General features: G+C 68.6%; 15 protein-coding genes. 5 read left to right on the forward strand and 10 right to left on the reverse strand.

The features are described 5' to 3' along the window. Window positions 1-44: 44 nt before the first annotated feature. Entirely contained in the window at window positions 45-884 is an 840-nt protein-coding gene (locus tag KHB019_RS02550; RefSeq protein WP_230103272.1) for a Sir2 family NAD-dependent protein deacetylase, read from the forward strand. Further along, window positions 881-1,465: a histidine phosphatase family protein gene (locus KHB019_RS02555; protein ID WP_230103273.1), complete on the forward strand. Its 585-nt coding sequence runs from the start codon at window positions 881-883 to the stop codon at window positions 1,463-1,465. The genes KHB019_RS02550 and KHB019_RS02555 overlap by 4 nt, the downstream gene beginning before the upstream one ends. Window positions 1,466-1,477: 12 nt before the next feature. Here the strand turns inward: KHB019_RS02555 and KHB019_RS02560 are convergent, their stop codons facing one another. From KHB019_RS02560 to KHB019_RS02580, 5 genes are read right to left on the reverse strand one after another with little or no spacing between them, the layout of a single operon-like run. Further along, window positions 1,478-2,284, reverse strand: coding sequence for an HpcH/HpaI aldolase/citrate lyase family protein (locus KHB019_RS02560; RefSeq protein WP_337458023.1), 807 nt, complete (start codon window positions 2,282-2,284; stop codon window positions 1,478-1,480). After that, window positions 2,281-2,772 (reverse strand): MaoC family dehydratase, encoded by a 492-nt coding sequence (locus tag KHB019_RS02565; RefSeq protein WP_337458024.1) that lies wholly within the window; start codon window positions 2,770-2,772, stop codon window positions 2,281-2,283. Before KHB019_RS02565 ends, KHB019_RS02560 begins: the two co-directional genes overlap by 4 nt. Beyond that, window positions 2,769-3,917, reverse strand: a complete 1,149-nt coding sequence (locus KHB019_RS02570) for an acyl-CoA dehydrogenase family protein (protein WP_230103276.1) — start codon at window positions 3,915-3,917, stop codon at window positions 2,769-2,771. The genes KHB019_RS02565 and KHB019_RS02570 overlap by 4 nt, the downstream gene beginning before the upstream one ends. Further along, entirely contained in the window at window positions 3,914-5,884 is a 1,971-nt protein-coding gene (locus tag KHB019_RS02575; RefSeq protein ID WP_337458025.1) for an acetyl/propionyl/methylcrotonyl-CoA carboxylase subunit alpha, read from the reverse strand. Before KHB019_RS02575 ends, KHB019_RS02570 begins: the two co-directional genes overlap by 4 nt. A 5-nt stretch (window positions 5,885-5,889) precedes the next feature. Then, a complete protein-coding gene (locus KHB019_RS02580; RefSeq protein ID WP_230103278.1) occupies window positions 5,890-7,443 on the reverse strand; it encodes a carboxyl transferase domain-containing protein in 1,554 nt (517 codons plus the stop codon). Between the two features lie 96 nt (window positions 7,444-7,539). Here KHB019_RS02580 and KHB019_RS02585 point away from each other — a divergent pair, with 96 nt between their 5' ends. Next, window positions 7,540-8,127, forward strand: a complete 588-nt coding sequence (locus KHB019_RS02585) for a TetR/AcrR family transcriptional regulator (protein WP_337458026.1) — start codon at window positions 7,540-7,542, stop codon at window positions 8,125-8,127. A 13-nt stretch (window positions 8,128-8,140) separates the two neighbouring features. On the opposite strand, the gene KHB019_RS02590 is transcribed toward KHB019_RS02585, so the two are convergent. The 3 genes from KHB019_RS02590 to pdhA are packed head-to-tail and all read right to left on the reverse strand — an operon-like array spanning window position 8,141 to window position 11,635. Further along, window positions 8,141-9,514 carry a dihydrolipoamide acetyltransferase family protein gene (locus KHB019_RS02590; RefSeq protein WP_337458027.1) on the reverse strand — a complete coding sequence of 458 codons (1,374 nt, stop codon included), beginning with the start codon at window positions 9,512-9,514 and terminating at the stop codon, window positions 8,141-8,143. Continuing rightward, window positions 9,511-10,521 carry an alpha-ketoacid dehydrogenase subunit beta gene (locus KHB019_RS02595; protein WP_337458028.1) on the reverse strand — a complete coding sequence of 337 codons (1,011 nt, stop codon included), beginning with the start codon at window positions 10,519-10,521 and terminating at the stop codon, window positions 9,511-9,513. The genes KHB019_RS02590 and KHB019_RS02595 overlap by 4 nt, the downstream gene beginning before the upstream one ends. 1 nt (window position 10,522) lies before the next feature. Beyond that, a complete protein-coding gene (gene pdhA, locus KHB019_RS02600) occupies window positions 10,523-11,635 on the reverse strand; it encodes a pyruvate dehydrogenase (acetyl-transferring) E1 component subunit alpha (RefSeq protein WP_230103282.1) in 1,113 nt (370 codons plus the stop codon). A gap of 169 nt (window positions 11,636-11,804) precedes the next feature. Here pdhA and KHB019_RS02605 point away from each other — a divergent pair, with 169 nt between their 5' ends. Next, complete coding sequence (locus tag KHB019_RS02605; RefSeq protein WP_230103283.1) at window positions 11,805-12,278, forward strand: Lrp/AsnC family transcriptional regulator; 474 nt, start codon at window positions 11,805-11,807, stop codon at window positions 12,276-12,278. Here KHB019_RS02605 and KHB019_RS02610 read toward each other — a convergent pair. Beyond that, window positions 12,250-13,185, reverse strand: a complete 936-nt coding sequence (locus tag KHB019_RS02610; protein WP_325471504.1) for an alpha/beta fold hydrolase — start codon at window positions 13,183-13,185, stop codon at window positions 12,250-12,252. The two genes, KHB019_RS02605 and KHB019_RS02610, sit on opposite strands and share 29 nt — an antisense overlap. Window positions 13,186-13,262: 77 nt before the next feature. On the opposite strand from KHB019_RS02610, the gene KHB019_RS02615 reads away from it, so the two are divergent. Continuing rightward, window positions 13,263-13,991, forward strand: a complete 729-nt coding sequence (locus tag KHB019_RS02615) for a 3'-5' exonuclease (protein WP_230103285.1) — start codon at window positions 13,263-13,265, stop codon at window positions 13,989-13,991. A 47-nt stretch (window positions 13,992-14,038) separates the two neighbouring features. On the opposite strand, the gene KHB019_RS02620 is transcribed toward KHB019_RS02615, so the two are convergent. Further along, window positions 14,039-14,293 carry a type B 50S ribosomal protein L31 gene (locus KHB019_RS02620; protein WP_230103286.1) on the reverse strand — a complete coding sequence of 85 codons (255 nt, stop codon included), beginning with the start codon at window positions 14,291-14,293 and terminating at the stop codon, window positions 14,039-14,041. Between the last annotated feature and the right edge of the window lie 21 nt (window positions 14,294-14,314).

Consider the following 14,314-nt stretch of genomic DNA (forward strand, 5'->3'; position numbering starts at 1 on the left):
CCCCGGCCTGCGACGCCGCACCGTAGACTCGTCGGGGAGGTCCTGTGAGCGCGACGATCACTGCCGAGCTGTCAGCCGGCATCGAGAGGTCCGCCGAACTCCTCCGCGGCCGCCGCATCGCCGTTCTCACCGGTGCCGGCATCTCCACCGATTCCGGCATCCCCGCCTACCGCGGCGAGGGCGCACGCACCCGCGCCGACCCGATGACGGGCCAGCGCTACCTCGCCGATGAGGCGGCCAGACGCCGCTACTGGATCGGCGGGCACCTGGGCTGGCGCGCGTTCGCGTCCGCCCAGCCGAACTCCGGGCACATCGCGCTCGCAGAGATGGAGCGCGACGGCGTCGTCTCCGGCATCGTCACGCAGAACGTCGACGGTCTGCACCTGCGCGCGGGGAGCACCAGAGTGGTCGAGGTGCACGGCACGATGCGTCGAGTCCTGTGCCTGCACTGCGGTCAGGTCTTCGACCGCCGGGACATCGCGGAACAGATCGAAGACCTCAACCCCTGGATCACTGTTCCCGAGAACATCGCGCTCAACCCCGACGGCGATGTCGCGCCGGAGAGCAGCGACGGCTTCATCGTGCCCGTCTGCACGGTCTGCGGCGGGATGCTGAAGCCCGACGTGGTCTTCTTCGGCGAGTTCGTACCGGCCGATCGCTTCCGCTCGGCGGAGTCGCTGCTGCGCGGGAGCGATGCCCTGATCGTCGCCGGTTCCTCCCTGGTCGTGAACTCAGGGGTGCGGCTGGTCGAACGAGCCCGGAGACGCGGCATCCCCCTCATCATCGTCAACCGCGAGCCGACCCGCGCCGATCCGTGGGCGCACGCCGTGCTGGCCGGCGGAACAGGCGACGTGCTTCCGGCCCTCAAGGAGCTGCTCACGTGACTCTCATCACACTCGTCCGGCACGGTCAGACCGATTGGAACCTCGCGCGACGCATCCAGGGGTCGACCGACATCCCGCTGAACGAGACCGGCCGCGCCGATGCGCTCGCCGCCGCCGAACTGCTCGGCGAGGTGACGCATCACGCCATCTATGCGAGCCCTCTGGTGCGCGCTCACGAGACGGCGCGGATCATCGCGGGACACCTCGGCCTCGACGCTCCGGGGCTGGCCGACGACCTGCGTGAGCGCGAGTTCGGCGAGGGCGAGGGGATGCTCGTCGAGGAGTACCTCGAGCGGTTCGAGAACTGGCACTCCGCGCCCTCAGGCGCCGAGAGCCTCGACGTCGTCCGCGACCGTGCACTGGGAGCACTCGACGTGATCGCCCGGGGGTCCAGGCGTCGTTCGGCGCCGACTGCGGAGTCGATCATCGTCGTCACGCACGGCGGTGTGATCCGCTCGTTGCTCGGCCACGCATCGGGCGGCACGCTGCCGCGCGAGGGGGACGTGCTGCGCAACGGCTCCCTGCACCGGTTCGAGGCGGGGCCGGGGCTGTTGCGGCTGCTGGACCCTGTCGCGATCTAGCCGCCGGAGGGACTAGACCCCGCGCGCCGCGACGGAACGTGCGTGTCGCAGCAACGGCTCGTCGATCATCCGTCCGCGGAAGCGGAACACGCCGCGCTCCCCCTCGGCCGCTGCCAGCACGTCGCGCGCCCAGGTCAGGGTTTCGGCATCCGGCGCGTAGGCCTCCCGAATGGTCGCGACCTGACCCGGGTGGATGCACGCCGTCGCGCGGAAACCGGAGGCCGCGGCATCCACCGCCTCTGCCGCGAGTCCTGCGGCGTCGTCGATGTCGATGTGCACGGCGTCGATCGCCGCCTTGCCGTGAGCGCCTGCTTCCATCAGGACGCGAGCTCTGGCGTACCGGGCGACGTCGCGGTAGCGCCCGTCGCTGTACCGGCTCGAGGTGCCTCCGAGCGAGGCGACGAGGTCCTCGGCGCCCCACATCAGAGCGATCACTCGATCGTGGGCGGCAATGCGGTCGGCCGCACTGACACCGCGCGCTGTCTCGCACAGCGCGATGACCGAGTACGTCGCGTCGAAGACATCGAGCGCGGCCGGGTCCTCCGTCTTCGCGACCATCACCGTACGGAACGGAGAGCCGGCGAGCATCGCGAGGTCTGCGACGAAGTCCGCCGTGTCCGGCGCATTGACGCGCACGATGACGCGTGCCGGGTCGAGATCGGATGCCGCGACGAACGCCCGGGCGTCGGCCTTCGCATCCGCTGACACGGCGTCCTCCAGATCGAGGATCACGGCGTCCGCGCGTTCAGCGGCCTTCGCGAAGCGCTCCGGTCGATCGCCGGGGCAGAACAGCAGGGCGGGCCCGGCGTCGAAAGTCATCCGTCCTCCTGCGGTGCGCAGTGGATGAGCGTCGTGCGCGTGGCCGTGGCGACGACGACGCCGTCCTGGTTGCGCCCGGTGTGGGCGATCGTGACGATGCCCTGCCCCTCACGCGACCTCGACAGCCGCTTCTCCGTGATGACGCTCTCGGTGTACAGCGTGTCACCGGTGAACAGAGGGTGCGGGAAGGCGATCTCCCCGAGCCCGAGCTGGGCGACGAGCGTACCCTGGGTGAGCTGGGCGACGGATGATCCGACCATGGTCGACAGCGTCCACATCGAGTTCATCAGACGCTGACCGAACTCCTGCGACGCCGAGAACGCGGCGTCCAGGTGCAGCGCCTGTGTGTTCATCGTGAGCGTGGTGAACAGAACGTTGTCGGCCTCGGTGGCCGTGCGACCAGGACGATGCAGGTATCGCGCACCGAGTTCGAACTCCTCGAAGTACAGGCCGCGCTGGAGGATCTCTTTTGAACCCGTGTCGGTCACATGAGCCCCAATCCGCGTGCGATCACCAGCAGCTGCACCTCTGTCGTCCCCTCGCCGATCTCGAGGATCTTCGAGTCACGATAGTGCCGACCGACGGAGAATTCGTTCATGAAGCCGTTGCCGCCGAAGATCTGGGTGGCGTCGCGTGCGTTGTCCATCGCGGCGTCGCCGGCGACGAGTTTGGCGATCGCAGCGGCTTCGGCGAACGACTTGCCCGCGTCGCGCAGTCGTGCGGCGTGGTGCCAGGCGAGCCGGGCCGTGTGCACCCGTGCGCGCATCCGGGCGAGCGTGAACTGCGCGTTCTGCCGCGTGCTGAGTGCGGCGCCGAAGACCGTGCGGCTCTTGGCGTACTCGACGGCGGCCTCCAGGCATCCCTCGGCGGCGCCCGTCGAGAGCGCGGCGATGGCGATGCGCCCCTCGTCGAGGATGCTGAGGAAGTTCTTGAACCCGGAACCGCGCTCTCCGACGAGGTTGCCCGCCGGCACCCGGACGCCGTCGAACGTGAGCGGGTGCGTGTCGGAAGCGTGCCATCCGACCTTGTCGTACGCCGGCTCAACCGTGAAGCCGGGCGTGCCGTTCGGGATGATGATCGTGGAGATCTCCTTGCGGCCGTCGTGCACACCGGTGACGGCGGTGACCGTGACGAAGCGCGTGATCGGGGTTCCGGAGTTCGTGATGAACTGCTTGGAGCCGTCGACGACCCACTCGTCGCCGTCCAAGCGCGCGGTGGTCCGGGTGGCACCGGCATCGCTGCCGGCCTCGGGCTCGGTGAGGCCGAAACCGGCCATCGCCCGGCCGGCGAGCAGGTCGGGCAGGTGCTCCTCGCGCTGGGCGTCGTTTCCGAAGCGGAAGATCGGCATCGCGCCGAGGCTGACACCCGCCTCGAGCGTGATCGCGATGGACTGGTCCACCCGGCCGAGACCCTCGATCGCAAGACACAGTGCCATGTAGTCGCCGCCCTGACCGCCGACCTCCTCGGGGAACGGGAGCCCGAAGAGTCCCAGCTCGCCCATCTGGCCGACGACATCCATCGACAGCGTGTGCGTGCGGTCGGCCTCGTACGCCTGCGGGGCGACGACGGTGTCGGCGAACTCGCGCACCATCGCGCTGAGCTCGAGCTCCTCCTCCGTGAGATCGATGGTCATGATGCTCCTTCGCTGTCTGCGGGTCCTGAGTGTTCTGTCACGGTCGCGACGACCTGGTCGCGCCGTGCCTGATCGCCGACGGCAACCATGAGGTGCACTGTGCCGTCGTGCGGCGCGAGCACCGGATGCTCCATCTTCATCGCCTCGATCGAGACGAGGGGTTCGCCCTTCGCCACGGCCGCCCCCTCGTCCACATGCACGGCGACGACGTTGCCCGGCATCGGAGCCCGAGCCTCTGGACTCGTCTCGGCGTCGGTCGGCCCGGCGGCCGCGAGTCGATGCTTCATGCGTGCCCGACGATCCAGCGGGCGCAGCCGGACGGATCGCCCGCCTTCGCTGACCCACACCGCCCCGTCCGCGTCGATCGCCGCCGGGACGCGGGCCGCAGCGATGCCGGCGGCATCCGCTTCGGCAGAGGCCCCGGTCTCAGCATCCGCCCGTCCGTCCAACAGTTCACCCGCGTCCGTCAAGAACGCGACCTCCCGCGCCCCCGCATCCGTCAGCGCCGCCCACACGTCGCCCGCCCGTGAACTGCCTTGCGCGACGAGACTTGCGCTGGCAACAGCATCCTCACCCCGCAAAGCAAGTCTCGCAGCGTCGACCATGCGGGGCGAGACAACCGCGGGGGCGACAGGCAGCAGCGTCTCGATCAGCCCGGTGTCGAGGTCTCCTGCCACCACGCGCTCGTTCGTCACGAGCATGCGCAAGAACTCGACGCTCGTCTCGACGCCGAGGATGACGACATCGGCCAGCGCCGCGTCGAGCTGCTCCAGCGCCGAGCGCCGGTCCGTCCCGTGGGCGACGACCTTCGCGATCATCGGGTCGTAGAAGGCGCTGACCTCGCTGCCCGTCTCGATCGCGGCATCCACGCGCACCCCGGAGGGCGCGTCGAAGCGCAGAACTCGACCTGTCGAGGGGAGGAACCCGGTCGAGGGCGACTCCGCGTAGACGCGCGCCTCGACAGCGTGCCCGGTGACCGGCGGCACAGCCGGCAGGGCGTCTCCTGCCGCGACCGCGAGCTGCAGCGCGACGAGGTCGAGTCCCGTGACGGCTTCGGTGACCGGATGCTCCACCTGGAGCCGCGTGTTCATCTCGATGAAGAAGAACTCCTGGGGGGCATCCGCGTCGACGAGGAACTCGACTGTCCCCGCACCCACGTAGGACACGCTCTCCGCCGCACGTACTGCCGCGTCGAACAGCCGCTCGCGCACTCCGTCCGGCAGACCGGCCGACGGCGCCTCCTCGATGACCTTCTGATGTCTGCGCTGTAGAGTGCACTCGCGCTCGCCGAGAGCGACGACTGTGCCGTAGGAGTCGCCGAACACCTGCACCTCGATGTGCCGAGGACGGGAGATCAGGCGCTCCAGCAGCAGCGCGTCGTCCGAGAACGCCGCCTTCGCGACGCGACGAGCGGAGGCGAGGGCGGCATCCAGATGCGCCTCATCCGCGACGACCTCCATGCCCTTGCCGCCGCCGCCTGCGCTGGGCTTGACGAGCAGCGGGTAGCCCACCTCGGCAGCGCGGACCGCGATCTGCCCGTCCGTCAGGCCGGTCGCGTCGAAGCCGGGGACGACGGGAACATCGCGCGCTGCGACCTGCTCTCGTGCCGTGGCCTTGTCGCCCATGATCTGCAGCGCCTCCGTGGACGGGCCGATGAAGACCACACCGGCGTCGGCGCAGGCCCGGGCGAGGGCCACGCTCTCGGACAGGAACCCGTACCCGGGGTGGATCGCCTGCGCACCGGTGTCGCGGGCGGCGCGCATGACCGCGTCCACGTCCAGGTAGGACTCGGACGCCGGCGCGGGGCCGATCCGTACGGCGACATCAGCCTCGCGGACGTGCGGAGCGTCGGCGTCGGCGTCGCTGTACACCGCGACGCTGCGCAGGCCCTGCTGCCGAAGGGTGCGGATGATCCGTCTGGCGATCTCGCCGCGGTTGGCGACGAGGACGGTGTCGAAGGTCGTCATGGGTCTCACATCCGGAAGACGCCGAAGCGCGGTTCGGGCAGCGGGCTGCGGGCGATGACGTCGAGTGCGAGCCCGAGGCGGTCGCGGGTCTCGTCCGGATCGATGATGCCATCGTCCCAGAGCCTCGCCGTGGCGTAGTAGGGCTCACCCTGGTTCTCGTACTGGGCGCGGATCGGCTCTTCGAAGGCGGTACGCTCGTCGGCGCTCCACGAGTCGCCACGGGCGGTCAGCTGGTCCTCCTTGACGGTGGCCAGTACGGACGCCGCCTGGTTCCCGCCCATCACCGAGATGCGACTCGCCGGCCACGTCCAGAGGAAGCGCGGCGAGTACGCACGGCCGCACATCGAGTAGTTGCCCGCACCGAACGAGCCCCCGATGATCACCGTGAGCTTGGGGACGCGTGTTGTGGCGACGGCGGTGACCATCTTGGCGCCGTCCTTCGCGATGCCGCCGGCCTCGGCATCGGATCCGACCATGAAGCCGGTGATGTTCTGCAGGAACAGCAGGGGGATGCCGCGCTGGTCGCACAGCTCGATGAAATGCGCGCCCTTGAGTGCGGACTCGCTGAAGAGCACGCCGTTGTTGGCGATGATGCCGACCGGATGCCCGTGCAGGCGCGCGAATCCCGTGACGAGCGTCGTGCCGTACTCGGCCTTGAACTCGCGGAACGAGTCGCCGTCGACGAGCCGGCTGATGACCTCGTGCACGTCATAGGCGGCGTTCACGTCGACGGGGACCACGTCGTACAGACTGGATTCGTCGTCAGGTGCCCTGGATGCCGTCACCTCCCAGGCCGGTTGAGCAGGGGCCGGCAGCGTCTGCACGATATCGCGGAGGATCTCGAGGGCGTGCTCGTCATCCTCGGCGAGATGGTCGACGACGCCGGAGCGTCGAGCGTGCAGCTCTCCCCCGCCCAGTTCCTCGGCCGTGACGACCTCGCCGATCGCGGCCTTCACGAGCGGCGGGCCGCCGAGGAAGATCGTTCCCTGATTGCGGACGATCACCGTCTCGTCGCTCATCGCCGGCACGTAGGCGCCACCAGCGGTGCACGATCCGAGGACGGCCGCGAGCTGCGGGATCCCCTCGGCGCTCATGCGCGCCTGGTTGAAGAAGATGCGTCCGAAGTGGTCCCGATCCGGGAACACCTCGTCCTGCTTGGGGAGGAAGGCTCCCCCGGAGTCGACGAGGTACAGGCACGGGAGACGGTTCTCGATCGCGATCTCCTGTGCGCGCAGATGCTTCTTCACGGTCATCGGCAGGTAGCTGCCGCCCTTGACCGTCGCATCGTTGCACAGCACCATGACGTGCCGCCCGTGGACGAGCCCGATGCCGGCGATCACGCCGGCTGCCGGCACCTCGCCACCGTACAGGCCGTCAGCGGCGAGCGGAGCGACCTCGAGGAACGGACTCCCCTCGTCGAGGACTCTTGTGATGCGCTCGCGTGGCAGGAGCTTGCCCCTGGCCACGTGGCGCTGGCGCGACGACTCCGGCCCCCCGGCGGCCGCTACGGCCAAGCGCGCATGCAGCTCGGCCGCGAGCGACTGCTGTGTCACTGACATCGTGTCGTCCTCCTCGACTCACGTGGTGGCATCCATCGCACGTTTTCGGTTAGTGTTCACTAACCCGATAATTTAGGTTAGCGAGCGTTAACTGAAATGACAAGCCCTCTCACCGCCAGGGATCGTGCGAAGGCCGAGCGCGCCGATGCGCTCCTGGCCGAAGCGGCACGCCTGTTCGCGGAGCGCGGATACTCCGGCGTGAGCCTGGAGGACATCGGCGCGGCCGTCGGCGTCTCCGGCCCAGCCGTGTACCGCCATTTCAGCGGAAAGCAGGCGCTGCTCGGCGCCGTCCTCATCAAGGTCAGCGAGGACCTCGTCAGCGGGGGCTTGCGCGTCGCCGAGGAGGAGCAGAGCGCCGAGGATCGGATGCGGGCGCTCGTGGGCTTCCACGTCGACTTCGCCCTCGGGAACGCCGACGTGATCCGCGTGCAGGACCGGGACCTCGCGCATCTCTCCGATGAGGACCGTGCCGACGTGCGCCGGCTGCAGCGCGAGTACATCGACATGTGGATCTCGGCACTCTCGCCGCTGCACAATGCGCCGGCGGACGAACTGCGGCTGCGCGTTCAGGCGTGCTTCGGCCTGATCAACTCCACGCCGCACAGTACCCGAAGCGCCACACGCTCGAAGAAGTCGACCGCGGCGATCCTCAGCGCGATGGCGCACGCTGCGCTCATCGCCTGAGGATCGCCTGCGCTCACCCCAGCAGCATGGCGCGGCCGGGCTCCTCGAGGATGTCGGCCACGTCCTTGACGAAGCGCGCGCCCTCGGCGCCGTCCACGATGCGGTGATCGAACGAGAGGCTCAGCGTCATGACCTGGCGAAGGGCGATCTCTCCGCGGTACTCCCAGGGCATCCGCCGGACAGCGCCGACAGCCAGGATGCCCGACTGCCCTGGCGGCAGGATCGGCGTGCCTGCGTCGATTCCGAACACGCCGATGTTTGTGATCGAGAACGTGCCGCCGGCGAGGTCGGCCGGCGACGTCTTGCCCGACCGCGCGGTCTGCGTGAGCGCACCGAGCGCATCGGCCAGCTGCGGCAGCGTCATGCGATCAGCATCGCGGATGTTCGGCACGATCAGGCCGCGTTCGGTCGCTGCCGCGATGCCGAGATCGACGTAGTGCGGCTGAACGATGTCACCCGCTTCCTCGTCCCAGCGGGAGTTCAGACCCGGGGTGCGACTGAGCGCCAGGCACGCGGCCTTCGCGACGACGACCAGGGGTCCGATTCTGTGCTCGGAGAGCGAGCGGTCGGCCTTGAGGCTCGCGATGAGATCCATCGTGGCCGTGACATCGACCGTGTGGAACGTCGTCACGTGCGGTGCCGTGAACGCGCTCTGCACCATCGCTGCGGCCGTGTGCTTGCGGACGCCGCGGATCGGGATCCGCGTCTCGCGCTCCGTCGAGCCGGTGAACAGAGTCGGCTGCGCAGCAGGAGCCGCCTGCACCTCGACGTGTCCGCCCACGCGCTCGGCGTACGCGTCGATGTCGTCGCGCGTGATGACCCGATCGCCGACCTCAGCCGCGACGAGCGCGATGTCGACGCCACGTCGCTTGGCATGGGCGCGGACCGGCGGTGTCGAGCGGGGCCGCTCGCCGACCGCGGCGGCAGCGGCGGTCTCCGGCAGCGCATCGTGCGGTGCTGCTTCCAGGACGGCGGTGTCGGCGGCGACGGACGCTGCGGCGCCACGACGGGCGCGACGTGCAGGGCGGGCCTTGCTGGAGGGCGCGGCGCCGTAGCCGACGAGGTTCGGGGGCGTCTTCTCCTCCGCCGCGTCCTCGACCGGTTCCTTGGCAGCGGCATTGTCGCCCGGACCCGTCGCCGGCTCGTCACCCGCGACGTCGAACTCGATCAGTGGAGCGCCGACGTCGACGGTCTCACCCGCTTCTGCATGCAGCGTCGTCACTGTTCCGTCATAAGGCGATGGCAGCTCGACGACGGCTTTGGCCGTCTCGACCTCTGCAAACGTCTGGTTCAGCGTGACTGTGTCGCCGGGGGCGACGAGCCACTGGACGATCTCGGCGTCGGCGAGACCTTCACCGAGGTCAGGGAGGCGGAACTCCTGGATCATGACTCGGCTCCCGTCAGGCTGTTGGGACGGTCGAGGACGCGGTCGACGGCATCCAGGATCCGGTCCAGGTCCGGCAGATGGAACTTCTCGAGCTTCGCCGGCGGGTACGGCACATCGTGCCCTGTGACGCGCACCGGAGCGGACTCCAGGTATTCGAAGCAGCGTTCGGTGATGCTCGCGATGACCTCAGCCGCGACACCGGCCTCGCGAGAGGCCTCGTGTGCGACGACGACACGGCCGGTTCGACGGACGGATGCCGCCACCGTGTCGTAGTCGACCGGCGAGATCGAGCGCAGATCGATGACCTCGAGCGACAGGCCTTCGTCCTCGGCTGCGGCCGCCGCATCGAGCGCCGTCGTGACCATGGCACCGTAAGTGATTACGGTGGCGTCGGTGCCCTCCCGGACGACGTGCGCGAGCCCCATCGGAGGCGCGTCGGCGAGCGGGGCGTCCAGATCGACCTCGCCCTTGTGGTGGTACAGGCGCTTGGGCTCGAAGAAGATCACCGGATCGTCCGAGGCGATGGCCTGCTGAAGGCAGCGGTAGGCATCCTGCGGATTGGACACGGTGATGACGCGGAGTCCAGCCGTGTGCACGAAGTAGGCCTCAGGGGACTCGGAGTGGTGCTCGGCCGCCCCGATGCCGCCGGCCCACGGAATGCGGATCGTGATCGGCATCTTTACGCGGCCCTGCGTGCGGTAGTGCAGCTTGGCGACCTGCGACACGATCTGATCGAACGCGGGATACACGAAGCCGTCGAACTGGATCTCGACCACGGGGCGGTAGCCGCGGTAGGCCAGACCGACCGCCGTGCCGACGATGCCTGACTCGGCGAGCGGCGTATCGATGACACGCGCGGCGCCGAACTCGTCGAGGAGTCCGTCGGTGATCCGGAAGACGCCACCGAGCTTGCCGATGTCCTCCCCCATGATGACTACCTTGTCGTCATCATGCATGGCCTTGTGAAGGCCGGCGTTCAGTGCTTTGCCGAGGGTGAGCTGCGTCATCTCAGGCCTCCTCGAAAGTCGCAAGGTACGCGGCGTACTCGTCGCGCTGGCGGTCGATGCCGCAGTGCGGCTCCGCGTACACGCCGTCGAAGACGGCGAGCGGCTCGCGGGTGACCATGCCCAGGCATTCGGCACGCATCTCGCGGGCCATCTTGTCGGCGTCGGCGTGCGCTGCGGCGATCTGCTCGTCGTCGATCTCGCCGAGGCTGCGCAGGTACGACTCGACTCGGGCGATCGGGTCCCTCGTCTTCCACGACTCGAGCTCTGCCGGGTCACGGTACCGGGTGGGATCGTCGGACGTCGTGTGCGGACCCATCCGGTAGGTCACGGCCTCGATGAAGGCGGGCCCCTTGCCGGAGCGCGCGTGGTTCAGCGCCCAGCGCATGGCGGCCATGCAAGCGAGGATGTCGTTGCCGTCGACACGCATGCTCGGGATGCCGAAACCGGGCGCTCGGCCGGAGATCGGGTACTGCGACTGCAGTGCGACCGGCTCGGAGATCGCCCAGTGGTTGTTCTGACAGACGAACACGACCGGCGCCTGGTACGACGCGGCGAACACCATCGCCTCGTTGACGTCGCCCTGACTGGTGGCGCCGTCGCCGAAGTATGTGACGGCGACCTCGGGGGCCTGCTCGTGCTTGATGCCCATCGCGTAGCCGACGGCGTGCAAGGACTGCGCTCCGATGATGATCTGCAGCGGAGCGACCCGCATCTGCATCGGGTCGTACGGAGCACCCTCCTCGCCGCGCCAGACGCGGACGAAATCGCCGGGCTGGGCGCCACGAGCGTAGATCACACCGGTTTCGCGGTAGCTCGGGAAGACGAAGTCGATCGGGTCGAGCGCACGGGCGGTGCCGATCTGCGAGGCCTCCTGCCCGTTGCACGGAGCCCACAGTCCGAGTTGTCCCTGCCGCTGCAGAGCGACGCCCTCGGCGTCGATGCGGCGCAGGATCACCATGTCGCGGTGGAGCGAGCGCAGTTGTGCTGGATCGACATCGGCGACGAACGGGTCGAGCTCGGGGTTGCTGAGTCGGGTTCCGTCCGGGGCGAGAAGCCGCTCGGCGAGTTCAAGATCCTGCGCTGTGTCTGCGATCGGAGTGGTCTGCGATGACATCTTCGTCCTCCTGTCGTGTGTGTCCCTTGTGGGGACGTTCACGCCGTGCACCGACGTCTTCATCGGTTAGTTCGAGGGTACGTCCGTTTGTCAGCACGCTCAAGCATCTACGCCGCACTTGAGCATGTTGCGCAATTCGGAGCGTGCGCACCTGCTATGGTTTGGCACTATGTCCGCCCTCGATCGTGTAGACCTCGAACTGCTGAGTGTCCTGTCCGAAGACCCGCGCACAACGGTCGTCTCGCTCGCCGAACGCCTCGGCCTGTCGCGCAACACCATCCAGGCCCGGATGGCTCGACTCGAACAGACCGGCGTCTTCCTGTCGTACGAGCGATCGTTCTCGCCTGAGGTACTCGGCTTCCCGCTCCAGGCGTTCATCAGCATCGGACTGCGTCAGACAGAACTGCCGCGGATCACCGCCGAGCTGGCGAGAATCCCTGAGGTGCTGCAGGTGCACGGACTCAGCGGATCGATCGATCTTCTCGCCCGCGTCGCGTGTCGCGACGCCAGGCATCTCTTCGACACGGATGCCCGGATCCTGTCGATCGAGGGCGTCGAGCGAACAGAGACCTCCCTCGCCATGGGCGAGGTCATCCCCTACCGTGTCGCCGGACTCATCGGCCTCGCGCGACGGGAACCCTGAGGAAGCGGCGGATCGCTCCGGCAGCCTCCTCCGGAGTCTCGTAGTGGATGAGGTGGCCGACGTCGGCGATCTCGACGAGTTCGGCGTCGGAGAAGAGCGTCGCCAGACGCCGCTCCGCCTCGATCGGGGTGATGTCGTCGTCCTGCGCGGCGATCAGCAGCGTCGGTACGTCGATATCAGGAGCGAACTCGCGCACGTCGTGCGACACGCTCGCGACGAAGGCGTCACGGAGCACGTCACGATCGGCGAAGTCGGAGAAGTACGTGTCGTGCTGGCCGTGGATGAACCGGCGCAGGTCGGAGTCCTTCGTCTTGGCCATGGCGATGCTCATGCCGCGGACGATCAGCCCGTTGCGCAGCAGCGCGGTGCCCAACGCGGCCGGGAGCTTCGCTCCGAGGCCGTAGTACAGCACGGCGAGCTTCGTCAGCACACCCTTCGGACCCTCGAGTGCCGGCGCACCGATCGGGTTGATCAGGATGAGCCGTGGGGTCTCGAGGCCGCCGGCGACGGCGGCCGACGCGACGATGGATCCGAAGGAATGCCCCAGGATGACCGCGTCGGGGGCGACCGCCGCCGCGAACTCCGTGAGCCATTGGGCGTACGTGTCGAGATCGTGCGTGCGACCGGGCAGCGGCGCGGTCTCCCCGAAGCCCGGAAGATCCGGCGCGATGACCCGCAGCTCCGGCAGGTGGGCCAGGACCGGCTCGAGGCCGTGGTGCTCACCGCGGAAGCCGTGCACCGCGATCACGGTCAGCGGCGCGCGCTCATCACCGCCCTCGCTCGGCGTCTGTGCTTCCGTCGATGGTCCGTACGTCCAGTAAGCGGTCCGCCCACCGGTCACATCGACCTCGTGCCGTTCGATCTGGATACGGCTGAGCCGTTCGGCGTAGGGCGACGGGATGGGCATGCATTCAGTCTACGGGCGAGCCTTCGCCGCCATGTCGGTGGCCATCCCTACCGTTGGGCGAGACAGAGGAGAATTTCATGGCAATCGATCAGGAGCTCCCGAACTGGCTCGGGCGCATCGGCGTCTTCGATCTCGAAACCACCGGCGTCGACGTCACGGCAGACCGCATCGTCACAGCGCACGTCGGAGTGCTCGACGCGAAGGGACGCGAGATCGCCGCTCGCTCATGGATAGCGGACCCGGGCGTTCCCATTCCGGACGGCGCCGCCGCCGTGCACGGGATCTCGACGGAGCACGCACGTGCGCATGGCCGTCCGGCCCGTGAGGTCGTGACGGAGATCGCCGGATCACTGCGCGCCCTGTTCGACCAGGGCCTCCCCGTGGTCGCGTACAACGCCTCATACGACTTCTCACTGCTGACCAACGAGTGCCTCCGGCACGGCATCCCGCCGCTCGAGGCGCCGGGCCCGATCATCGACCCGCTCGTCATCGACAAGGCTTTCGACCGCTACCGAAAGGGCAAACGCACGCTCGAAGTCGTGGCGGAGCATTACGGCGTCTCATTGGACGGCGCGCACGAGGCCTCGGCCGACGCGATCGCCGCAGGGCGTGTCGCACAGGCCATCGCGCGCAGCTTTCCGCTCGCCGAGACCGCGCAGGAACTGCACACCCGTCAGATCGGCTGGGCGCGAACGCAGGCCGAGAGCCTGACCGAGTACTTCGTCCGCATCGGCCGCATCGAGCCGGAGGAGGCGCTCGACGGGACCTGGCCCGTGAGAGGGCGCGCCCCGCAGCACGAGGCCTGAACACGAAGAAGGCCCCGCCGGAGCGGGGCCTTCTTCGTGCGATCAGCTTACTTGCTGCCGCCGAAGCCCTTGAAGCGCTGGTTGAACTTCTCGACGCGACCGGCCGAGTCCATGATGCGCTGCTTGCCCGTGTAGAACGGGTGCGAAGCCGAGGAGATCTCGACGTCGATGACCGGGTACTCCACGCCGTCGAGTTCGACGGTCTTGTCGCTGGTGACGGTGGAGCGGGTCAGGAAGGTCTCGCCCGAGCCCAGGTCGCGGAACACGACGTTCTTGTAGTCGGGGTGAATGTCAGTCTTCATGGGGTTCCTTAGATGGTGCCC

Origin of the sequence: Microbacterium sp. KHB019 (assembly GCF_037285405.1) — a bacterium.
Lineage (GTDB): Bacteria > Actinomycetota > Actinomycetes > Actinomycetales > Microbacteriaceae > Microbacterium.

Excerpts from the sequence above, each read along its gene's own strand:
- KHB019_RS02560 (WP_337458023.1), bottom strand. The coding sequence starts at position 2,284 with ATGACTTTCGACGCCGGGCCCGCCCTGCTGTTCTGCCCCGGCGATCGA.
- KHB019_RS02570 (WP_230103276.1), bottom strand. The coding sequence starts at position 3,917 with ATGACCATCGATCTCACGGAGGAGGAGCTCGAGCTCAGCGCGATGGTG.
- KHB019_RS02575 (WP_337458025.1), bottom strand. The coding sequence starts at position 5,884 with ATGACGACCTTCGACACCGTCCTCGTCGCCAACCGCGGCGAGATCGCC.
- KHB019_RS02580 (WP_230103278.1), bottom strand. The coding sequence starts at position 7,443 with ATGTCAGTGACACAGCAGTCGCTCGCGGCCGAGCTGCATGCGCGCTTG.
- KHB019_RS02585 (WP_337458026.1), top strand. The coding sequence starts at position 7,540 with ATGACAAGCCCTCTCACCGCCAGGGATCGTGCGAAGGCCGAGCGCGCC.
- KHB019_RS02590 (WP_337458027.1), bottom strand. The coding sequence starts at position 9,514 with ATGATCCAGGAGTTCCGCCTCCCTGACCTCGGTGAAGGTCTCGCCGAC.
- KHB019_RS02595 (WP_337458028.1), bottom strand. The coding sequence starts at position 10,521 with ATGACGCAGCTCACCCTCGGCAAAGCACTGAACGCCGGCCTTCACAAG.
- pdhA (WP_230103282.1), bottom strand. The coding sequence starts at position 11,635 with ATGTCATCGCAGACCACTCCGATCGCAGACACAGCGCAGGATCTTGAA.
- KHB019_RS02605 (WP_230103283.1), top strand. The coding sequence starts at position 11,805 with ATGTCCGCCCTCGATCGTGTAGACCTCGAACTGCTGAGTGTCCTGTCC.
- KHB019_RS02610 (WP_325471504.1), bottom strand. The coding sequence starts at position 13,185 with ATGCCCATCCCGTCGCCCTACGCCGAACGGCTCAGCCGTATCCAGATC.
- KHB019_RS02615 (WP_230103285.1), top strand. The coding sequence starts at position 13,263 with ATGGCAATCGATCAGGAGCTCCCGAACTGGCTCGGGCGCATCGGCGTC.
- KHB019_RS02620 (WP_230103286.1), bottom strand. The coding sequence starts at position 14,293 with ATGAAGACTGACATTCACCCCGACTACAAGAACGTCGTGTTCCGCGAC.